This window comes from Nocardia sp. NPDC024068 (genome assembly GCF_040638875.1).
Classification (GTDB): Bacteria; Actinomycetota; Actinomycetes; order Mycobacteriales; family Mycobacteriaceae; genus Nocardia.
Map to the genome: position 1 here is coordinate 1 of NZ_JBEZYU010000063.1, position 21,524 is coordinate 21,524.

18 protein-coding genes and 1 pseudogene are annotated in these 21,524 nt (G+C 68.6%); 4 read left to right on the forward strand and 15 right to left on the reverse strand.

Annotated features, from left to right (window positions below; all coding sequences use genetic code 11):
* Nucleotides 1-273 precede the first annotated feature (273 nt).
* Both yidC and AB0F41_RS27800 read right to left on the reverse strand, forming a co-directional pair.
* Nucleotides 274-1,119: pseudogene (gene yidC / locus AB0F41_RS27795) on the reverse strand (membrane protein insertase YidC); the annotation flags it as partial.
* A 134-nt stretch (nt 1,120-1,253) separates the two neighbouring features.
* On the reverse strand, nt 1,254-1,577 hold the full coding sequence (locus AB0F41_RS27800; RefSeq protein ID WP_357428845.1) for a DUF6412 domain-containing protein: 324 nt from the start codon (nt 1,575-1,577) through the stop codon (nt 1,254-1,256).
* Between the two features lie 280 nt (nt 1,578-1,857).
* Between AB0F41_RS27800 and AB0F41_RS27805 the strand changes: the two genes are divergently transcribed.
* Complete coding sequence (locus tag AB0F41_RS27805) at nt 1,858-4,011, forward strand: thiamine pyrophosphate-dependent enzyme (protein ID WP_357428889.1); 2,154 nt, start codon at nt 1,858-1,860, stop codon at nt 4,009-4,011.
* Nucleotides 4,012-4,035: 24 nt separating this feature from the next.
* Here the strand turns inward: AB0F41_RS27805 and AB0F41_RS27810 are convergent, their stop codons facing one another.
* The 3 genes from AB0F41_RS27810 to AB0F41_RS27820 form a co-directional block, all read right to left on the reverse strand.
* Nucleotides 4,036-4,989 carry a membrane dipeptidase gene (locus AB0F41_RS27810; protein ID WP_357428847.1) on the reverse strand — a complete coding sequence of 318 codons (954 nt, stop codon included), beginning with the start codon at nt 4,987-4,989 and terminating at the stop codon, nt 4,036-4,038.
* Between the two features lie 90 nt (nt 4,990-5,079).
* Nucleotides 5,080-5,919: an SMP-30/gluconolactonase/LRE family protein gene (locus AB0F41_RS27815; RefSeq protein ID WP_357428849.1), complete on the reverse strand. Its 840-nt coding sequence runs from the start codon at nt 5,917-5,919 to the stop codon at nt 5,080-5,082.
* 162 nt (nt 5,920-6,081) lie between these two features.
* The gene (locus AB0F41_RS27820; RefSeq protein WP_357428851.1) at nt 6,082-7,047 is read right to left on the reverse strand and encodes an alpha/beta fold hydrolase; all 966 of its coding nucleotides are present in this window, start codon (nt 7,045-7,047) and stop codon (nt 6,082-6,084) included.
* A gap of 54 nt (nt 7,048-7,101) precedes the next feature.
* On the opposite strand from AB0F41_RS27820, the gene AB0F41_RS27825 reads away from it, so the two are divergent.
* On the forward strand, nt 7,102-7,950 hold the full coding sequence (locus AB0F41_RS27825) for an SDR family NAD(P)-dependent oxidoreductase (RefSeq protein ID WP_357428853.1): 849 nt from the start codon (nt 7,102-7,104) through the stop codon (nt 7,948-7,950).
* Between the two features lie 55 nt (nt 7,951-8,005).
* On the opposite strand, the gene secG is transcribed toward AB0F41_RS27825, so the two are convergent.
* The 3 genes from secG to AB0F41_RS27840 all read right to left on the reverse strand — a co-directional run bounded on the left by secG (nt 8,006) and on the right by AB0F41_RS27840 (nt 11,312).
* A complete protein-coding gene (secG, locus tag AB0F41_RS27830; protein ID WP_357428855.1) occupies nt 8,006-8,239 on the reverse strand; it encodes a preprotein translocase subunit SecG in 234 nt (77 codons plus the stop codon).
* 14 nt (nt 8,240-8,253) lie between these two features.
* The gene (locus AB0F41_RS27835) at nt 8,254-9,861 is read right to left on the reverse strand and encodes an MFS transporter (RefSeq protein ID WP_357428857.1); all 1,608 of its coding nucleotides are present in this window, start codon (nt 9,859-9,861) and stop codon (nt 8,254-8,256) included.
* Nucleotides 9,862-9,962: 101 nt separating this feature from the next.
* Nucleotides 9,963-11,312: an MFS transporter gene (locus AB0F41_RS27840; protein ID WP_357428859.1), complete on the reverse strand. Its 1,350-nt coding sequence runs from the start codon at nt 11,310-11,312 to the stop codon at nt 9,963-9,965.
* A gap of 144 nt (nt 11,313-11,456) precedes the next feature.
* Between AB0F41_RS27840 and AB0F41_RS27845 the strand changes: the two genes are divergently transcribed.
* Nucleotides 11,457-12,251: an META domain-containing protein gene (locus tag AB0F41_RS27845; RefSeq protein WP_357428861.1), complete on the forward strand. Its 795-nt coding sequence runs from the start codon at nt 11,457-11,459 to the stop codon at nt 12,249-12,251.
* A 52-nt stretch (nt 12,252-12,303) separates the two neighbouring features.
* The gene (locus AB0F41_RS27850; protein ID WP_357428863.1) at nt 12,304-12,669 is read left to right on the forward strand and encodes a DUF6188 family protein; all 366 of its coding nucleotides are present in this window, start codon (nt 12,304-12,306) and stop codon (nt 12,667-12,669) included.
* Between the two features lie 112 nt (nt 12,670-12,781).
* On the opposite strand, the gene tpiA is transcribed toward AB0F41_RS27850, so the two are convergent.
* The 7 genes from tpiA to uvrC all read right to left on the reverse strand — a co-directional run bounded on the left by tpiA (nt 12,782) and on the right by uvrC (nt 21,407).
* On the reverse strand, nt 12,782-13,567 hold the full coding sequence (gene tpiA, locus AB0F41_RS27855; RefSeq protein WP_357428865.1) for a triose-phosphate isomerase: 786 nt from the start codon (nt 13,565-13,567) through the stop codon (nt 12,782-12,784).
* Nucleotides 13,568-14,791 (reverse strand): phosphoglycerate kinase, encoded by a 1,224-nt coding sequence (locus AB0F41_RS27860; protein WP_357428867.1) that lies wholly within the window; start codon nt 14,789-14,791, stop codon nt 13,568-13,570.
* Between the two features lie 7 nt (nt 14,792-14,798).
* The gene (gene gap / locus AB0F41_RS27865; protein WP_357428869.1) at nt 14,799-15,818 is read right to left on the reverse strand and encodes a type I glyceraldehyde-3-phosphate dehydrogenase; all 1,020 of its coding nucleotides are present in this window, start codon (nt 15,816-15,818) and stop codon (nt 14,799-14,801) included.
* A 330-nt stretch (nt 15,819-16,148) separates the two neighbouring features.
* Entirely contained in the window at nt 16,149-17,126 is a 978-nt protein-coding gene (whiA, locus tag AB0F41_RS27870; protein ID WP_357428871.1) for a DNA-binding protein WhiA, read from the reverse strand.
* Nucleotides 17,123-18,187: a uridine diphosphate-N-acetylglucosamine-binding protein YvcK gene (gene yvcK, locus AB0F41_RS27875; RefSeq protein ID WP_357428873.1), complete on the reverse strand. Its 1,065-nt coding sequence runs from the start codon at nt 18,185-18,187 to the stop codon at nt 17,123-17,125. Before yvcK ends, whiA begins: the two co-directional genes overlap by 4 nt.
* A complete protein-coding gene (gene rapZ / locus AB0F41_RS27880) occupies nt 18,184-19,101 on the reverse strand; it encodes an RNase adapter RapZ (RefSeq protein ID WP_357428890.1) in 918 nt (305 codons plus the stop codon). The genes yvcK and rapZ overlap by 4 nt, the downstream gene beginning before the upstream one ends.
* Nucleotides 19,102-19,367: 266 nt before the next feature.
* The gene (uvrC, locus tag AB0F41_RS27885) at nt 19,368-21,407 is read right to left on the reverse strand and encodes an excinuclease ABC subunit UvrC (protein WP_357428875.1); all 2,040 of its coding nucleotides are present in this window, start codon (nt 21,405-21,407) and stop codon (nt 19,368-19,370) included.
* Nucleotides 21,408-21,524: the final 117 nt, after the last annotated feature.

A 21,524-nucleotide genomic window follows, 5' to 3' on the forward strand; every position in this document is an offset into this window, starting at 1 on the left:
GGCAGGTGACCCTGCTCGCCAAGGTGGGGCAGGTGACCCTGCTCGCCAAGGTGCTGTGTTTATTGGCGCGCTGGCGCGCGCGGGCACGCCGGCGTGCGCGTCCGGCGGACCTTCACTTCTTCCGCGGCCGTTTCCGGCCCGATGCGGCCCGCCCCTGCGGCCGTATGCCCGGTGCCGGCGCGGCGGCGGCGGTTCGATGCTCGGCGACAGCGGCGTGCGCGGCTGTGTCTGCCCGCACTACACCTTCCCGTCCGGCGTCTTTCCGTACAGCGTCTCCCGTACAGCGTCCTCCCGTTCCATCCGGGCGAAGACGAGATGTTGCTGCGCGTAGGTCCAGAGGTTGTTGCTCACCCAGTACAGCAGGATGGCGATCATCAGGACCGGTCCGGCGACGAGGACTCCCAGCGGGAAGACCCACAGCATCAGCTTGTTCAGCAGCGACGACTGCGGGTTCGCCGCTGCTTCCGGGCTCTGCCGCGCGATGGACGCGCGGGCGTTGAAATGCGTGGCGAGGCCCGCGATGAGCATCAGCGGGAACGCGACCGCCGCGATCGCCGCCACGGCGGGCACCCCTCCGTACGGGGCGAAGGAGGCCAAGGTATCCGGAGGAGTCGTCATGGCCGCCGAAATGGGCGCGCCGAAGACGCGTGCGCTGAGAAACGATTGCACATCGGCGATTCCGAACAGGTAGTTCGGGGTGTGCGCGTTGGCCTCGGCGCTCATCCCGAGTTCACCGAGCCCGGTTCCGGTGCGGTTGAAGGATTTCAGGACATGGTAGAGACCGAGGAACACCGGTACCTGCACCAGCACCGGCAGGCACCCCATCAACGGATTGAATCCGTGTTCTTTCTGCAGTTTCTGCATTTCGGCGGCCTGGCGTTGCCGGTCGCCGGCGTGTTCCTGCTGGAGCGCCTTGATCCGGGGTGCCAGCTCTTGCATCCGGCGGGCGGTGCGGACCTGGGAAATCGCCGGTTTCAGCAGGAGCAACCGGAGCGTGAAGACGAGGAATACCACCGCCAAGGCCCAGGCGAAGCCGTTGTCGGGGCCGAGGACCGCCCCGAACGCCTTGTGCCAGAACCACAGGATCGCGGAAACGGGGTAATAGATGAAGTCGAGCACGGTGAGAGCACCTTTCCACCGCGCATCACCGTGATCACGGCAGATGCGAGTCGGATTTCCGCCGGAGCGCCGCCGGTGGCGGACGCGACGCGGATACAGGACGGCCGAAGGGCCGGGCGGAACGCCGAATGGGGCTACGCCGCGGCCTGCACCGGTCCCGGTGCTCGGGGAAGGCGCGGCCGGCCGGGGGTATCGGGAGCGCTCTGCCTTCGGAAGGCGCCACGCAGACGCTTCTCCTCGCGTGGCGGGCCCGCCGACGCGGTGATGAGCGAGCGCAACCGGACGGCCGCCTGGCGGCCGGCGAACGCGATGACGACGAGTACGGCGACCGCGGCACCGACAGCGGTGGCCGAGCCGTCGAGACCGGCGGTGGTCGCCACGACGAGGGCCAGCACGGCCACCCACCCGAGCTGAACAACGTTCAGCCCGCGCGCGAGTGTCCGGCGGATCCGGGTCATATCGCAGAGACTACCCCGGAGCCGGTCACCGAGGCCGGATCACATTCTCCCGGACGGGGAGGTCTCCGCCTGATCACATCGCCGAGCTCCGGCCGGCAGGCGCCGGGATCGACTCCGTCCGAGGACGGCTCCGGAACCGAACCGCCGCGCGACAGCGACCCGCACGAACGCGTCCCCGACTTGCCGAGTAGGGACCCGGACTCCGGGATACCACCCGTTTAGGCTGATATCGGTGAATATCGAGGAGGCCGAAGCCCGGTTGCGTGCCGAGATCCCGGCTCTGCGCGCCGGGGATCCGTCCGCGGCCGGCCGGCCGCTCCCCCGCGGGTTCACCGGACCGGATCTCCTCGCACTGTTCGACTCCCAGGCGATGAGCCGTCGCGCCGATCTGGAGGCCCGTAGGCTGACCGCGAACGGGCAGGGCTTCTACAGCATCGGATCGGCCGGGCACGAGGGCAATATCGCGCTGGCCGCGGCGACCCGGGTCACCGATCCCGTCCTGCCGCACTATCGTTCCGGCGCACTGTTCCTGGAACGGGCCAGGCGGGCCGGAGTCGCCGACCCGGTGCGCGATCTGCTGCTCGGTGTCGTGGCCGCGGCGGCGGATCCGATCTCCGGCGGCCGGCACAAGGTATTCGGTAGTGCGGCGGCCAATATCATCCCGCAGACCTCGACCATCGCCTCCCATCTGCCACGTGCGGTGGGGCTGGCGTTCGCCATCGAACGCGCCGCGGGCCTGGGTCTTCCGTGCCCGTGGCCGGCGGATGCGGTGGTGCTGTGCGGATTCGGGGACGCCTCGGCGAACCATTCGACCGCCGCGGGCGCGATCAACACCGCGGTGCATACCGCGCATCTCGGGGTTCCGGTACCGGTGCTGTTCCTCTGCGAGGACAACGGGATCGGGATCAGTGTGCCCACCCCGCCGGACTGGATCGAATACGCCTACGGGCAGCGGCCGGGACTGCGCTATTTCTCCGCCGACGGCTGCGACCCGGCCGACGCCCTCACCGCGGCCGGCGCGGCCGTGGACTGGGTACGCGCGCAGCGCCGTCCGGCGTTTCTGCGGTTGCGCACCGTACGGCTGTTCGGGCACGCCGGGTCGGATGTGGAGGCGGCCTACCGGGAACGCGCCGATATCCAGGCCGATCTGGCCCGTGACCCGCTCACGGCCACCGCCCGACTCCTGGTCGCGACGGGAGTCTGCGCTCCGGACGAGCTCCTGCGGCGCTACGAGACGGTCACCGAGAAGGTGACCGCCGTCGCCGACGAGGTGCGCCGGGCGCCTCGGCTCGGCTCGCGCCAGGCCGTGGTCGCGCCGCTGGCACCGGCGCACCCGGACCGGGTGCGTGCGGACGTGCAGCGGGATCGGCCTCCGGAACCCGGGGACCACCGGGACACGGTAGCCGGCGACGGGTCCGCCACGGCGGAAACCCTGGCACAGGCGATCAATCGCACGCTGGCCGATCTGCTCACCCGCGATGCCGACATTCTGGTCTTCGGTCAGGACGTGGGACGTAAAGGCGGGGTCTACGGCGTCACGAAGGGACTGCGCGGACAGTTCGGCGCACGCCGGGTGTTCGACACCCTGCTCGACGAACAGAGCATCCTCGGTACCGCCCTCGGCGCCGGGCTCGCCGGGTTCGTCCCGATACCGGAGATCCAGTACCTGGCCTACGTACACAACGCCCTGGACCAGCTGCGCGGCGAGGCCGCCACGCTCTCGTACTTCTCCGCGGGCCACTACCGCAATCCCCTGGTCGTGCGAATCGCCGCCTACGCCTATCAGCGCGGGTTCGGCGGCCATTTCCACAACGACAATTCGGTGGCCGCGCTGCGGGATATTCCCGGTGTGGTGGTCGCATCGCCGGCGCGGCCCGATGACGCCGCGGCCATGCTGCGCACCTGCGTTTCCGCGGCCCGGGTGGACGGCCGGGTCTGCGTATTCCTGGAACCCATCGCGCTCTACCACACCCGTGACCTGTATGAACCCGGAGACGGGCACTGGGCGGTACCGGCGGGCGCACCGGATCACATACCGATCGGGCACGCCCGCGTCTACGGCGACGGAACCGATATCACCTTGGTCGCCTTCGCCAATTCGGTCCCGATGTGCCTACGGGTGGCCCGGCGACTGGCCCGCCGGGGTATCGGGGCCCGCGTCCTGGATCTGCGCTGGTTGTCGCCACTGCCCGTGGCCGATCTACTGCACCACGCCGCGGCGACCGGCCGGGTACTCGTCGCCGACGAAACCCGGCGCAGCGGCGGGGTCGCCGAATCGGTCTGCACTGCCTTGATCGACGGCGGTTTCACCGGCCGGCAGGTACGGGTCACCAGTGCGGACAGTTTTGTCCCGCTGGGTCCCGCGGCGGCGACGGTGCTGCTGACCGAATCCGCGATCGAGAACGCCGCGGGGAAGTTGATGCTCGCCCACTAGCCGGAATTCCAGGACGGCATCCGATCAGCCCGGCCAGGTGGAGCGCGCGACCCGCAGGAAATTACCGCCGAGCACCGCCGTGATATCGGTATCGGCCCAGCCCTGCCCCTCGAGGTGCGCGCCGAGCGCGACGAAGGTTTCCGGTGGCATCCAGCGGATCGGCCCCCACCGGGTGTACGACTCGTCGAACAGGTGCGGGTTGTCCCGGATCTCGGCCAGGAAATCCGCGGCGTCGAAGGAATGATCGGTGCTCACACCCACATGATCGGTACCGACCAGCTCGGCCGCGTATTCGAGATGCCGCGTCATCGCCTCGAGCGTCGGGGTGTTGGGCCCGAGGAAGATACCGACACCGGTGATCCCGATGACACCGCCGGTGTCGGCGCAGGCTCGGGCCTGGTCGTCGGTGATATTACGGGGATGGTCCCAGACCGCTCGCATACACGAATGGCTGTAGATCACCGGCCGGGCGGAGATCTCGCACATATCCAGTCCGGTACGCGCACTGCAATGCGACCCGTCCGGCACCATCCCGACGGCGTTCATCTCCCGCACCAGATCACCGCCCCACGCCGTGAGCCCCCGGTCGTCGGTGTCCAGGCAGCCGCATCCGGCTCGGTTGGCGTGGTTGTAGGTGGGAAGCAGTGTCCGCACCCCGAGGTCCGCGAACACCCGCAGGTTGCCCGGATCACCGTCCAGCGGTCCGGAATCCTCCAGGTCGAACGCTATTCCGATCCGGCCCGCCGCGGCCACGGCCTCGATATCGGCTACCGCGGAAACCAGCGCCAATTCCGGATGTCCCCGGATCGAGCTCCGGTAGTCGGTCAGCAGGCCCACCGAATCGGCGAAACTCTGCGGGCTGTACCCCACATTCACCGAGACGAACGTCGGTCCCCGCCGCCGGAACCGCGCCAGCTCCCCCACCTCCGCACCGACCTGCAAGGGCAGGCAAGCGTGCTGATCCCAGAGCAGTGTCATGAGTAGCCATCCTGCACGATCGACGACCGGCCCCGGGCCATTGCCGGTCCGAGCCGCCGATGCGCCTCCCGGCCGTCCACTCCCGGCACCTCAGGGGCGGCCGGCTCCCGGCGCGGGTGCCGCGAACGCGACGATCCGCCCGGTCGGCTCCGGCGACCCGGACTCCCCGAATTCCTGTCCGACGACGAACAGTCGCGGTTTCTCCTCACGACTCAGCACACAGGCGAAGGCACCGCGATCGCATTCGGCGATATCGAGGACCGCGCCGCCCGCACGCACCCGCACGCAGTGCCGGTTGCCGACATCGGCGTACCAGACCGCGCCCTGGTCGTCGAGGCAGATTCCGTCGGGGTGGTCGCCGGGGGTCGGGGCCCAGACCCGCCGATTTGCCAGGTCGCCCGAATCCGCGATGTCGTAGGCGGTGAGCCGCTCGCCGTAGGATTCGGCGACGATGAGGGTCGCCCCGTCCGCGGTGATCGCCATACCGTTCGGGAACGCCAGCTCCTCCGCGACCCGCCGCACCGCGCCGGTGGGATCGACGGCGACCACGAATCCCGGCGCGAATTCGCCGCCGGGGAAATCGAATCCGATGCTGTTGACATAGGCGGTACCCCGGGCGTCGACAACGATATCGTTCCATGGTTTGTCGGTGACCCCGGACAGGTCGGCATGCGTCACCAGATCGCCGCCGGGTTCCCGGCGCAGCAGCCGGCCGCCCGCCGAATCCACGATCAGCAACCGGCCGTCGGGCAGGAAATCGATGCACATCGGAAACGACGGCACCGAGGCGACCACCTCGTGGTGCCCGTTCGCGTCCAGTGTGATCACCTCGTTGGCGCCCCAGTCGGAGAACCAGAGCCGCCCGTCGCGCCAGCGCGGCGATTCACCGAACACGATTCCGTCGAGCAACACCTCGGGGTTGTCCACCACGGCCGTCCCTTCTGTCGTCGTATCGATGTGGACGGGACCGCCCGCCGGAATTCATCGATCGCGAGCGACAGCTCGGCCGAGACCGTCCGCGGCGAGCGCATCCAGCAGCGCCCGCGGCCGACTAGCCACCGGGATCGCGGTACAACGCCGACGCCCCGGATGTCAGCCGGTGACCTCGCCCAGACCGCGGAGCAGGAACGCGTTCACCGCGTCGGTCGCCTCGAGCTGGACCAGATGCCCGGCATCGGGAATGCGTTCCACGGCACGCAGATCCGGGAGCGCGGCGCGCATGGTCGCGAGCGGGTCGCGACCGCTGAACCCTTCCATATCCGGATCCTTCTCGCCGTAGGCGAAATACACCGGCACCGTGGGAACGGCCTCGGCGAATGTCTCGGTGAGTTCCCAGTTCCGGTCGATCGCCCGATACCAGTTCAGCCCACCGGTGAACCCGGTGCGCTCGAAGTCCGCGGCCAGGGTGTCGAATTCGGCAGCCGGCAGCCACGGCCAGGGCAGGTCCGGCGCCACCGGCAGCGCATCGATATAGCGGGTGCCGGGCGGGTTGTTCCAGACATCGAGATAGTGATAATCGCCGCTGAGCGCGTAGTAGACCCGCGACAGGAATTCGCGCGGCTGCTCGGCCAGGTGGGCGTCGGCCACGCCCGGCTCCTGGAAGTACTGCAGATGCAGGAAATGCCGCTGCGCCATCTTCGCCCAGTAGTACCCGGGAGGTTTCGGCGCGCGCGGCGCGAACGGGTTGTTCAGGACGAACGCCGCCCGGACCCGCTCCGGCGCCCGCAGCGTCAGTTCCCAGAGCAGAGCGGCGCCGAAATCCACACCCACGAATACCGCCTGGTCGGCGTCGATATCGTCGAGCAGGGCCAGCAGATCGCCGATCACGGCCTCGTTGGTGTAGTCGTCGACGCTCTCGGGCGCTTCGGTCCGGCCGGCGCCCCGCAGGTCGGGCGCGATGGCCCGATACCCGGCCGCGGCGAGCGCGGAGAGCTGGCGATGCCAGACGTACCAGGTGTGCGGGAATCCATGACAGAAGATCACGGGGTGACCCTGACCTTGTTCGGCGATATGCATCCGCACGCCGCCGGTGGTGACGAACCGGTGTGTCGGCTCCACCGCACCTCCCAAATACTAGAACGCGTTACAGTTTCACGGTAACGTCCCGGGACTGTGAGCGGAACAACATTCCCCCTGAAAAATCGAATCGCGGTGGTCACCGGCGCGAGTCGCGGGATCGGCAAAGGTATCGCGCTGGAGCTGGGCGCGGCGGGCGCCACCGTGTATGTGACCGGGCGATCGCAGCAACCGGGCGCGCTCCCGGGCACCGTGCAGGAGACGGCCGAGCAGATCGGCGAACTCGGCGGCACCGGGGTGCCGGTGGTCTGCGATCACGGCGACGACGCGGCCACCTCCCGGCTCTTCGAACAGATCGGCGACGCGCACGGCCGCCTCGATGTGCTGGTGAACAACGTCTACAACTCCCCTGCCGCCGCCCGCTGGCTGGGCCGCAAGTTCTGGGAGGTACCGCCGAAGGCGTGGGACGAGACGTTCGATATCGGCGTACGTTCACATTACGCCGCGAGTGTCTACGCGGCCCCGCTACTGCTCCAGGGCAGCGGGCTCATCGTCAACGTCTCCTCACCCGGTTCCGTGCGCTATATGCACAATGCCGTATACGGAGTCGCGAAAACCGCCCTCGACCGGATGACCGCCGATTTCGCCCATGATCTCGCCGATACCGACGTCACCGTGGTGTCGATCTGGCCGGGCATCGTCAACACCGAACTACTGCAACTCGTCCCGGCCGACGACCAGGGCAACCGGATCGTCACCCTGCCCGGCGAGGGCAGTTTCGACCTGAACCTCGCCGAGAGCCCCCGGTTCGCAGGCCGCGCGGTGGTCGCGCTGGCCGCCGATACCGACCGCAAGAAGCGGTCGGGTGCCGCGTGGAAGGTGGCCGATCTGGCCGACGCCTACGGATTCACCGACCTCGACGGCCGGGTTCCCCGCAACGACTGAGACGCAGGCGGAGTTCGCCACCACGAACGGGACGGACGCGTACGGCGCCGTCCCGTCAGGCGAACTTGATCTCGAGCCCGATCCCCAGAATCGCGATGAACCAGACCAGACCGGTGAAGACGGTGATGCGGTTGAGGTTCTTCTCGGCGACCGTGGAGCCGGACAGGCTCGACTGCATACCACCACCGAACAGGCTGGACAGACCTCCGCCCTTGGCGCGGTGCAGCAGCACCAGCAGCACCAGCAGCAGGCTGGTGACGATCAGGAGGATATCCAGGAACATCCGCATGCGGGACAGTCTAACTATGCCGTCGGGTCGACCGACACCAGGTGGGTGAGCCGTTCGTCGCGGGCGAATTCCGCGACCGCCCGCTCACGGAGCAGGTCCTGCGCGGTGAGCCGCACCTTGTGCTGCTGCATATGCTCCGACCACGACCGGACCACGAATGCCTCGACGTAGCGATCCTCGGCACCGACATCGCGGTAGATCCGCCATTCCATGGCCCCGGTCCGCTGCCGCGACCGGCCCACGAACGCCATCGCCTCCAGGAATTCGGGCACCCGCTCCGGTGGGACGTCGTAGTCCTTCAGCACCAGCACCGGGCCGTCGTCGGGATCGGGTTCGACCACCAGCTGCGGTTCCGGCCAGTACGCGTGCGGGGTCAGATCGAAACCGGCCGCGAACTGCCGCATCGGCCACCAGATCGCGCTGATCGCGCAGACACCGAGCAGCGCCGCCGCCGCCAGCAGCGCGGTGACCGCACCGTAGGCCCCCGCGACCAGACCCCACACCACCGATCCGACGGCTTGACCGGCCATGAACACCAGCATGTACACCGACAGCCCGCGGGCGCGGACCCAGCCGGGCAGCAGCAGCTGCATAGTGGCGTTCATGGTCGACAGGGTGAGCAGCCAGGCTGCGCCCGCGAAAATCAGCAGGACGAGTACCAGCGCCTCGACCTTCAACAGCGCGGTGCCACCGCACGCCACACCGAAGACGACCGCCGCGGTCGCGACCTGCTGGGTCGGAGTGAGGGCGGCCCGCACCCGGGCCAGGCTCACCGCGCCCAGCACCGCGCCGACGCCGAGCGCGCCCAGCATGATGCCGTACCCCGAGGACCCCAGCCCGAGCTGATTGCGCGCGATCACCGGCAACAGCGCCCACAGCGCGCTGGCGGGGGCCACGAACAGGATCGTGCGCAGCAGCACCCGCCGGATCGCGGGCGCGGCCTTGATGAAGCGGGTTCCCGCCTGCAGCGCGGCCAGCGGCCGTTCACTCGGTAGTTCCCGCTCGACCCGCGGCCGGTGCCAGAACAGCAGCGCGGCGACGATGGCGCCGAAGGACAGGGCGTTGAGCGTGAACACCAGCGCCGGGCCCGATACCGCCACCAGCACACCCGCGATGGCCGGGCCGACCGCACGGCCGATGTTCATATTCATACTGCCCAGCGCCGCCGCCGACGGAATCTGGTCGCGCGGGACCAGTTCGGGCTGGATCGCCTGCCAGGAGGGCGCCACGACCGCCTGTCCGCAGCCGAGCAGGAAGAGGAGGGTGAGCAGCACCGACGGTGTGGTGTGCCCGGTGGCGGTGGCGACCGCCAGGATTATCGCCAGCACCGCCATCGTGGACTGCGCGCCCAGCAGCAGGCGGCGGCGGTCCAGCAGGTCGGCCAGTACGCCGGACGGTATGGACAGGATCATCACCGGCAGCGTGGTGGCGGTCTGTACGAACGAGACCAGCGCGGCCGCGTTGGGCTGGTCGACCAGTACCCACTGCGCCCCCACCATCTGCATCCAGGTGCCGAGATTGGAGACCAGCTGGGCGATCCACAGCGCCCGATAGACCCGGGACCGCAACGGCGCCCATGTGGAAACAGGTTTCGAGGCGGCGGTGGTCACTCGGGACAGCATAGCCCCGCGCTCCGACCGGCCTGCCGGGTGAATAGTGCCGGGCCGTACCCGGGCCTGGCCCATACCGTCCCCGGGCCGGTTCCGCCCGGGATCCGGCACGCTCACGCGGTGAGCCGGTCGTCCTCACTGATGAACCGGGTGGCGATCACGCTCACCACTGCGGTCGACACCAGATAACCGCAGGCAAGCCACGGTGTCGAACCGCCTGCCGCGATCAGCGCCGTGATGATCATCGGGGTCAGGCCCGACGCGTAGATTCCGGAGAACTGGTAAACGAACGACAGCCCGGTGTATCGCACCTCGGCCGGATACAGCCCCGCGTACAAAGTGCCCTGCGCGCCGTAGAACAATGCGTGCGCCACACCGAAAACCGCGATGATCGCGACGGTGAAGATCACGATATTCCCCGTCTCGAAGAGCGCGAAGACGGGGTACACCAGCACTCCGTAGGCGGTGATACCGGCGATGTAGACCCGGCGTGGGCCGAAGCGGTCGGCGAGCAGACCGGACACCGGGATGAGCGCGGCCATCACCACGGCCGCGACGGTCACCGCCACCAGCACCGGGACCTGCTCGAATCCGAGATGCCCGGTCGCGAAGGTGATCGCGAAAACACCCCAGGTGTTGAATGCCGCGCCCTCACCCCAGCGGGAAAGCAATCCGAGCACGGTGTTGCGCCGGGAACGGGCATTGCGGAACAACTCGACCACGGGCACTTTCGAAATCCGGTTGAGCCGGTCCACCTCCCGGAAGGCGGGCGTCTCGTCGATCTTCAGGCGCACCACCAGGCCGATCAGCACCAGCACCAGGCTGGCGCCGAACGCGATCCGCCAGCCGTATTCGAGGAATGCCGTTTCGCTCAACGTCGTCCGCAGCACCGCGAATACACCGGTTCCCAGGGCGAGCCCGAGTGCCAGGCCGACCTGCGGGTAGCTGCCGAACAGGCCTACTTTCCGGCGTGGGCTGTGCTCGACGGCGAGCAATACCGCACCGGCCCATTCACCACCGAGCGCGAAACCCTGCAGCATCCGCAGCAGCAGGAGCAGGATCGGGGCCACGACGCCGATCGCGGCGGCGGTGGGCAGAACACCCATCAGTGCGGTGGACCCGCCCATGATCGCCATGGTCAGGGCCAGCGTTTTCTTCCGGCCGATCCGGTCGCCGATATGGCCGAAGACGAGCCCGCCGACCGGCCGCATGACGAAACCGACGGCGAAGGTCGCGAACGACAGCATCGTCCCGACGAACGCGCTGTTGTTCGGGAAGAAGAGTTTGTCGAAGACCAGACCCGCCGCGGTGGCGTACAGAAAGAAGTCGTACCACTCGACGGTGGTGCCGATCAGGCTCGCCACCACCGCTTTCCTGGTGTCGGCGGCCCCGAGCCGCTCATCGGGTGCCGCGGCGCGATCGTCCGGGCGGGTCCCGGCCGGCCCTGTTTCCAGTAGTGACATCGTGTTCCCTTCGCTCCCGCATCGATCGCCGGACGAAGGTACGAAGACAACGGCCCGGACAGGAAGCGTTGAAATCAATGAGATCCGAGCAGCGGGCGGGTTTCGGCGCCCGGGATCGGGCCGCGCGCCGGTAGCATCGCCGTCATGCCGGGACCAGCGCTCCGAATCGGTGCCGCACTGGCACTGCTCGTACTCGCCGCGACAGCGTGTTCGGACAACGAGCCGGGGCCGGCCGCACCCGAACCCACCCCCATGGGCCATACCTATATATCCACCGAGGTCACCGGTGTGCCCATCCCCGGCGGCGGGCCGCTCACCCTCACCTTCGCCGACGGCCGGATCTCGGCGGATGCCGGGTGCAATACCCATACCGGCGCGGTGGATCTGCGCGACCACGTCCTGCACGTCTCCGATCTGGCGAGCACGCTCGTCGGATGCCCGGGGGATCGGGCCGGCTCCGACGCCTGGGTCGGCGACCTGCTGCGCGCCGACCCCACCTGGCAGCTCGAGCGGGATCGGCTGACACTGACCGGGAAGAACACCACCGTCGTCCTCACCGACAAGAAGGTGCTGCTCCCCGATCGCCCCCTCCGCGGTACCGAATGGGTGGTCACCACGCTGCTCACTCCCGAGGCCCAGGTGCAGTCGCGCACCGTCGACGAGGTACGGCCCACCCTCCTCTTCGGCGACGACGGCGGGCTCACCGGTTTCGCGGGCTGCAACCGGCTCACGGGCCGGGCCACGGTCACCGATACGCCGGACGGCGCCGATATCGCGTTCACGGCGGCCACCACGCGAATGATGTGCGCACCGGAGATCATGGAGGTCGAGCGGGCGGTCCTGGCCGCTCTCGACGGCACCGCCCACGCGACCGTGGACGCGGACACCCTGACCCTGCGCAACCCGAACGGTCACGGACTGGCCCTGCGCGCCGTATAGGCCCGTGCGGCGGCATTGCCGAGACGGCACCCCTTTCGTACGCTCCGACCGTATGGACGACTTCTCCGCGCTGATCGGCCGCGAGGTCGAACAGGTGTGGGTCTGGTGGTCGCTGCGCCTGGTTTTCGATCTCGGTGGTTCGGATGAACCCGGTTCCTACGTCGACCTGACGAATTTCCGGTTCACCGACGCGGCGGGGGTACCGACCGAAATCCGGGTCGAGGAGGATCCGCGGACGGCCGGACCGGTTCTGGGCCTGCTGCGCCGGCGGGTCGCCGAGGCGCGGGTCCGAGATCGGGAACTGTTCCTCGCCTTCGCCACCGGAGAATGTATCGTCTGCCCACCGCACCCCCACTTCGAAGCGTGGGCCGCGATTCTCCCGGGCGGCGCACAGCACTTCTGCCCGCCCGGCTACTGACCACACCCGACGCGGCCGGACCGGATCCGGTGGTCGACGCGGTAGGCCCGGAACGCACCGAGGCCCGCCGGGAACGGTGTCCCGACGGGCTTCGGCGATGGCCGGGATCCGCCTAGGGCAGCGGGCCGCCCGCCGCGATGGCGGACAGGGTGGCGAATTCGTCGCCCTTGAGCGAAGCCCCACCGACCAGCGCGCCGTCGATATCGGTCTGCTTGATCAGCTCACCGATATTCTTGGCGTTGACCGAGCCGCCGTAGAGCACCCGCACGGAATCGGCGACCTGCTCGTTCGCCAGCCGCGCCAGTTCCGCGCGAATCGCGCCGCACACCTCCTGCGCGTCCGCCGGCGTCGCGACCTTGCCGGTGCCGATCGCCCAGACGGGTTCGTAGGCGATGACCACCTTCGCGATCTCCGCGGCCGACAATCCCTTCAGCGATCCACGCAGCTGTTCGAGGTTGTACTCGACGTGGGTGCCGGCCTCCCGGACGTTGAGCCCCTCGCCGATGCAGACGATCGGGGTGATCCCGTGCTTCAGCGCCTGCTTGGCCTTGGCGAGCACGGTGGCGTCGTCCTCGTTGTGGTACTGACGGCGCTCGGAATGCCCGACCACCGCGTACCCACAATTCAGCTTGGCCAGCATGGCCGCGCTGACCTCACCGGTGTAGGCGCCCGATTCGTGCACCGACACATCCTGCGCACCGTAGGTGATGCGCAGTTTGTCGCCCTCGATCAGGGTCTGCACGCTGCGCAGATCGACGAACGGCGGGACGACCGTGACATCGACCTTGTCGAAGTACTTGTCGGGCAGCGCGAACGCGATCTTCTGCACCAGGGCGATGGCCTCGAGGTGATTGAGGTTCATCTTCCAGTTGCCCGCGATCAGCGGTTTCCGAGCCATCTACGCACCTTCCGCGTCATCGAGCACGCTGATCCCGGGCAGCGTTTTGCCTTCCAGGTATTCCAGCGAAGCCCCGCCGCCGGTGGAGATATGCGAGAAATCGCCCTCCGGGATACCGAGCGCGCGCACGGCCGCGGCGGAATCGCCGCCCCCGACCACGGTGAACGCGCCCTTACCGGTGGCCTGGGCGATGGCCTCGGCCACACCCCGGGTCCCGGCCGCGAACTTCTCGAACTCGAACACACCCATCGGGCCGTTCCAGAACACGGTCCGCGCCTCGGTGAGCAGCGCCGCGAAACGCCGCACCGATTCGGGGCCGATATCCAGGCCCGTCCAGCCATCGGGAATCTCGTTGCACTCCACCACCTTCGACTCGGCGGTGGCGGAGAAGGAGTCGGCGACCACGATATCGCGCGGCAGGTGGATCACATCGGCGTAGCGGTCCAGCAGACCCTTGCAGGTCTCGATCATCTCCTCCTGCAGCAGCGAGGATCCGACCGGCAGCCCCTCGGCGGCAAGGAAGGTGAAGCACATCCCGCCACCGATGACCAGGGTGTCGACCTTGGGGGCCAGCGCCTCGATCACGGCCAGTTTGTCCGACACCTTGGACCCGCCGAGCACCACCGCGTAGGGGCGGTCGGTGGATTCGGTGAGCTTGGCCAGCACCGCGGCTTCGGCCGCGACGAGTGTGCCCGCGTAATGCGGCAGCAGTGTCGCCACGTCGTATACCGAGGCCTGCTTGCGATGCACGACGCCGAAGCCGTCGGAGACGAACGCACCGTCGTCGCCGACCAGTTCCACCAGCGCGGCGGCCAGTTTCGCCCGGTCTGCGTCGTCCTTGCTGGTTTCGCGCGGATCGAAACGGATGTTCTCCAGCAGCAGCACATCGCCGTCGGTGAGGCCCTCGGAGCGCGCCAGCGCGTCCTGCCCCACCACATCGCCGGCGAGCTGCACATTGCGACCCAGTTCGTCGCTCAGCCGGGCGGCCACCGGGGCCAGCGACAGCGCCGGATCCGGGGCACCCTTCGGGCGGCCGAGATGCGCGGTGACGACCACCTTGGCGCCGGCCTCCGCCAGCGCCTTGATGGTCGGCGCCGAAGCGATGATGCGGCCCGGGTCGGTGATCGTGCCGTTGTCGAGGGGAACGTTGAGGTCCGAGCGCACGAGTACGCCGCGGCCCTCGACGCCCTCGGCGAGGAGATCGTCCAGAGTTTTGATGCTCACGCCGACCCTAGAGGGACTTGCCGACGAGGCCGATGAGATCGGCGAGGCGGTTGGAGTAGCCCCACTCGTTGTCGTACCACGAGTAGACCTTCACCTGGTCGTCGATGACCTTGGTCAGCGGCGCGTCGTAGATCGAGGAATGCGGATCGGTGACGATATCGCTGGAGACGATCGGGTCGACGCTGTACTTCAGGATGCCCTTCAGCGGACCATCCGCGGCGGCCTTGAACGCGGCGTTGATCTCATCGACGGTCGCCTTCTTCGCGAGGTCGGCCGTGAGGTCGGTGATCGAGCCGGTGGGGATCGGCACCCGCAGGGAGTAGCCGTCCAGCTTGCCGTTGAGTTCCGGCAGCACCAGGCCGATGGCCTTGGCCGCACCGGTGCTGGTCGGCACGATGTTCACCGCGGCGGCGCGGGCACGGCGCAGATCCTTGTGCGGACCGTCCTGCAGGTTCTGGTCCTGGGTGTAGGCGTGGATGGTGGTCATCAGGCCTTTGACGATCCCGAACTCGTCGTTCAGCACCTTCGCCAGCGGGCCGAGGCAGTTCGTCGTGCAGGACGCGTTGGAGATGATGTTCTGGCTGCCGTCGTACTTGTCGTCGTTGACGCCCATCACGATGGTGATGTCCTCGCCCTTGGCCGGGGCGGAGATGATGACCTTCTTGGCGCCCGCGGCCAGGTGCCCCTTGGCCTTGGTGGCGTCGGTGAAGATACCGGTGGACTCGACCACGACGTCCACACCCAGATCGCCCCACGGCAGCGCCGCCGGACCCTCCTTGATGGCCAGCGCCTTGATGCGCTGATCCCCGACCACGATGGTGTCCTCACCGTCGAGCGACACGTCCTTGGGCAGCCGGCCCAGGATCGAGTCGTACTTCAGCAGCGTGGCGAGGGACGCGTTGTCGGTGAGGTCGTTGACCGCCACGATCTCGATATCGGTGGTGCCCAGCGCCTTCTGCGCCTCCACCGCCCGGAAGAAGTTACGTCCGATACGACCGAAGCCGTTGATACCTACCCGGACAGTCACGTTTCTCGCTCCTCAGCTGTCAAGCGGATGATTCCGATGCCCCACCCACACTAATGCCTGAGCGCGACCTCTCCGACACGCCCCTTACGTGCTGTGTTTTTGGCGCGCTGGCGCGCGCGGGGGTTCGGCCCCCTTGGCGTCTGCTGTCAGCGCTCGAGACTCGTGGCTTCGCCACATGCGCTTCGAGCGCTGACAGCAGACGCGGGCCGAACCCTTTGTGGGCCTCGCTGAACTCGGCACAGGAGCCGGGGTGCGAAGCCGCGAGTCACGAGGGCCGACAGCAGGCGCTCAGGAGGGCCGGACCTCGAGCGGCGGAGCCGCTCCAACTACTCAAGCGTCGTCGAGGAGTTCCGCCGTCACCGCCGACTCCGTATCCGGCACCCCCAACTCCTTCGCCCGCCGGTCCGCCATGGACAGCAACCGCCGAATCCGCCCCGCGACCGCGTCCTTGGTCATCGGCGGGTCGGCGAGCTGCCCGAGTTCTTCGAGCGAAGCCTGCCGATGCTCGACCCGCAGCTTCCCGGCCGCGGCCAGATGGTCCGGCACATCGTCGCCCAGCAGTTCCAGTGCCCGTTCCACCCGCGCCGCCGCGGCGACCGCGGCCCGGGCCGAGCGGCGCAGGTTGGCGTCGTCGAAGTTGGCGAGCCGGTTCGCGGTGGCCCGCACTTCCCGCCGCATCCGGCGTTCTTCCCAGGTGAGCCGGGTGTCCTGGGCGCCCATCCGGGTGAGCAGCGCCCCGATCGCCTCGCCGTCTCGTACGACCACGCGATCGGTACCGCGTACCTCGCGGGCCTTCGCGGAGATACTCAGCCGCCGCGCCGCGCCGACCAGTGCCAAGGCGGCCTCCGGGCCCGGGCAGCTCACCTCTAGCGCGGAGGAGCGGCCCGGTTCGGTGAGCGAGCCGTGTGCGAGGAAGGCGCCGCGCCAGGCGGCTTCCGCGTCGGCGACGCTGCCGCCGACGACCTGAGCGGGCAGGCCGCGCACCGGCCGCCCGCGGACGTCGAGCAGTCCGGTCTGGCGGGCCAGGGCCTCGCCCTCCTTCGCGACCCGGACCACGTATCGGGAGGATTTGCGCAGGCCACCGGCACTGAGCACATGGACATCCGACCCGTATCCGTAGAGTTCGAAGATTTCCCGCCGTAGCCGCCGGGCGATGGAGCCCATATCGACCTCGGCTTCGACGATCACCCGCCCACCGACGATATGCAGGCCGCCGGCGAAACGCAGCAGGGCGGACAGTTCGGCTTTGCGCGCACTCACCTGTGTTACGGCGAGCCGGCTCAGCTCGTCTTTCACTTCGGCTGTCATCGCCACGAGACGTGCTCCTTTCCACCCAACCCGGACCGCACATCCTGACCCATGTGCTGTCCCTCGACTCGAACCTCCGGCGCCTGTGGCCGGGGTTCGCGGATCAGTTGATCCAGTGCGGCGGCGAGCTTTCCGGGGTCGTGCCGGGCCGTTCCCGCGTCGGCGACGTCGGAAAAGATTACTCGTGCCCGTAATTGCCCGGCAGCTCTGGCCACATGTTCACGCTCGCGCCCTTCCGGCACGCACCCGGCGTCGACCAAAACCTCGTCGACCGCGAAATCCGGTGCGTGCTGGGACAATACATGCAGATGTCGTTCCGCGGAGAAACCCGCCGTCTCACCGGGCTGCGCGGCGAGATTCAAGATCAGCACTTTGCGGGCCCGGGTGCGCACCAGGGCCTCGTGCAGTCCGGGAACGAGCAGATGCGGGATCACACTGGTGAACCACGACCCCGGCCCGAGGATCACCGTATCCGCCCGCTCGATGGCGTCGGTGGCATCGACGCAGGCGGGCGGATCGGCGGGCAGCAACCGCACCCGGCGCACCTTGCCGGGGGTGGTGGCCACCGCCACCTGCCCGCGGATACAGCGGCTCACTCGCGGATCGGTCTCCAGACCGGATACATCGGCCTCGATATCCAGCGGGATGGTCGACATCGGCAGCACCCGGCCGGTGGTTTTCAGCAGGGCGCCGACCTGGTCCAGCGCGGCCACCGGATCGCCGAGGACCTCGGTGAGCCCGGCGAGCAGCAGGTTGCCCACGGAATGCCCGGCCAGCGCACCGGTGCCGCCGAACCGGTGCTGCACCGTGCGGGTGAGCACACTGTCGGCGTCGGCGGACAGTGCGGCCAGCGCCATCCGCAGATCCCCGGGCGGCGGGACTCCCAGTTCCCGGCGCAACCGGCCGGAGGATCCGCCGTCGTCGGCGACCGTGACGATCGCGCTGATGCGCCTGGTCAGCGCGCGGACCGCGGTGAGTGTGGCGTAGAGCCCGTGGCCGCCGCCGAGCGCGACGATCGCCGGGTCCGCGGCTTGGAGCGGGTCGCTGTCGGGATTGTTCATTCGCGCCCCAGATCCCGGTGCAGTACGCGCACCGTGTCCACCGGCCCGTCCGCGCCGTCCTCGATCCGGCCGCCGGTGAGTCCGCCGAGGGCCTCGGCGATCGCGACGCTGCGATGTCTGCCGCCGGTGCAGCCCACTGCGACCGTCATGTATCGCTTCCCCTCTTGGCGGTAACCCTGGGTGGTCAGCTCGATCAGGTGGTCGCAGGTCCGCAGATAGTCGTCGGCGCCCGGACGCGACAGCACATAGTCACTGACCACCGTTTCCTGACCGGTGTGCTGCCGAAGTTCTGGTACCCAATGGGGGTTGGGAAGAAAACGCACATCCAGAACCATGTCCGCGTCCAGCGGGACACCGTACTTGAAGCCGAACGATTGCACGGTCAGCTGCAGCGCGGCGGGCGTGCCGCCGCCGTAGACCTCCTCGAGTTTGCGGTGCAGCTGGTGGATCGACAGCTCGGTGGTGTCGATGACCACATCGGCCGCCGATTTCACCCCGGCAAGCCGCACCCGCTCGGCCGCGATACCGGCCGACAGGGTCCCGTCAGCGCTGTCGTTCTGTAGCGGATGCCGGCGCCGGGCGAATCCGAACCGGCGGATCAGCACATCGTCGGAGGCTTCGAGAAACAGGATCCGGGTGGGCACCCCGCGGGTGCGCAGCTGCTCGGTCACCGCGGGCAGGTCGCCGGTGAAGAACCGGCTCCGCACATCCATCACGATGGCCAGCCGCCGGATGGGCGGGTCGGCCGAGGCGCCCAGCTCCACCATGCGGCCGATCAGCTCCGGCGGCAGGTTGTCGGTGACATACCAGCCGAGATCCTCCAGGACACGCGCCGCCGTCCCCCGGCCGGCGCCGGAAAGGCCGGTCACCATGACAACCTCGACCGGGGTCCCCGGCTCGCCGCCCGGGACCATTTTCGTACTGTTGTTCGATTCGACGCGAGTCATGTACCACCCGGATCCGTGTTCGGGAATGCGTTTCGGTCACGTAGCTGTACGCCTGCGCCCCGGAGCTGCGAGGGGGCGCAGAACCTAACGTACGTGACACGAGCGGATCACCGTGTAGTTGCGGCGGCCGCCGCGCCGAGCGCGATGAGTGACACAGCGCGAGCGCGATAAGTGACACAGCGCGAGCGCGATAAGTGACACAGCGCGAGCGCGATAAGTGACACAGCTCGGGGCTAGCGATCCTGTAGCGCCGCCAGCACCGCCTCCGCCGTGGTGCGGCCGATTCCCGGTACCTCGATGATCTCCTCGACCGTGGCCTCCTTGAGCCGGGCCACCGAGCCGAAATGGGTCACCAGCGCCGTCCGCCGGGCCGCGCCGAGACCGCGTACGGAGTCCAGCGCCGAGGCCGTCATCCGACGGGACCGTTTGCTGCGGTGGAAGGTGATCGCGAAGCGGTGCGCTTCGTCACGCACCCGCTGCAAGAGGTAGAGGGCCTCGCTGGTGCGCGGCAGGATCACCGGATCCGGTTCGCCCGGCACCCACACCTCTTCCAGGCGTTTGGCCAGTCCCACCACGGCGATATCGGTGATCCCCAATTCCTCCAGGACCTCGGCCGCGGCGGCCACCTGCGGCGCGCCGCCGTCCACGACATACAGATTGGGCGGGTAGGCGAATTTGCGCGGGCGCCCGGTATGCGGGTCGATACCGGGCCGGGAGGTGAGTTCCGGGAACTCATCGGCTACAGCGTCGGCACCCGTGACCGACGTGACCGGGGCAGTTCCGGCGAGGTCGGCCTGTTCGGTCGCGTCCCGCTCCCGGCGCAACCGGGTGAACCGGCGCCGGGTGACCTCGGCGATACTGCCGACATCATCGGAGCGGCCTTCCCCCGCTGCCTCCCGGATCGCGTAGTGCCGGTAATCGGATTTCTTGGGCAGCCCGTCTTCGAATACGACCAGCGATGCCACCACATCGGTGCCCTGGACATGCGAGATGTCGACGCATTCGATCCGCAGCGGGGCGGTATCGAGGTCGAGGGCGTCCTGGATGTCCTGCAACGCCACCGACCGGGAGGTCAGGTCCCCGGCCCGGCGGAGTTTGTGCTGGGCCAGCGCCTCCTTGGCGTTGCGCGATACGGTTTCGGCGAGTGCCTTCTTGTCTCCACGCTGTGGAACCCGGACCCGCACCGCGGCCCCCCGCAGCGTCGACAACCAGCGCTGGACCTCGTCCACGTCGGCGGGCAGTTCCGGCACCAGAACCTCCCGCGGCACCACCGCCCCCGGCTGCTCACCGGCGGTCTGCGCGGCGACGGCGGCCTGCTCGCCGTAGAACTGGGTGAGGAACTGTTCCACCAGGGCCGCCAGTTCGCCACCGGCCTCCGCGGTATCGGCGGCGTCACCGGATTTGTCGACCACCCAGCCGCGCTGTCCGCGCACCCGGCCGTCGCGTACGTGGAAGATCTGCACCGCGACCTCGAGGTCGTCGCCGGCGAACGCGATCACATCGGCGTCGGTGCCGTCGCCCAGCACCACCGCCTGTTTCTCCAGGGCCCGGCGCAGGGCCTGCGTATCGTCCCGCAATCGTGCCGCGGTCTCGAAATCGAGGTCCGCGGAGGCGGCGTGCATGCGGCGTTCCAGATCCTTGACCATCCGATCGGTGCGCCCGGCCAGGAAATCGCAGAAATCATCCACGATGCGCCGGTGCTCGGCCGCCGAGACCCGGCCCACGCAGGGCGCCGAGCATTTGTCGATATAGCCGAGCAGGCAGGGGCGGCCCATCTGGCTGTGCCGTTTGAAGACCCCCGCCGAACAGGTCCGGGCCGGGAAAACCCGTAGCAGCAGGTCGAGGGTTTCCCGGATCGCCCAGGCATGGGCGTAGGGGCCGAAATAGCGGACGCCCTTCTTACGCGCGCCGCGGTAGACGAACAGCCGCGGATACTCCTCGTTCAGGGTCACCGCCAGCACCGGATAGGACTTGTCGTCGCGATAGCGGACGTTGAAGCGGGGATCGAATTCCTTGATCCAGTTGTATTCGAGCTGTAGCGCTTCCACCTCGGTGGACACCACGGTCCACTCGACGCTCGCGGCGGTGGTGACCATCTGCCGGGTCCGGGGGTGCAGCGCGGCCACATCGGCGAAATACGAGTTCAGCCGATTACGCAGGCTTTTCGCCTTACCGACGTAGATCACCCGGCCGTACGAATCCCGGAATTTGTATACGCCGGGTTCGAGCGGGATGGTGCCGGGCTGCGGCCGGTACGTCGCGGGATCTGCCACGCAACCAGCGTAGTAGCGGCCTCGGACACGATTTATCCGACTGTCGTCGATACCCGGCCGCCGGCGCCGCGAGAAGCACGATCGGGCGGAACGGGTCGCGGCGGCATCGGCGCCCGC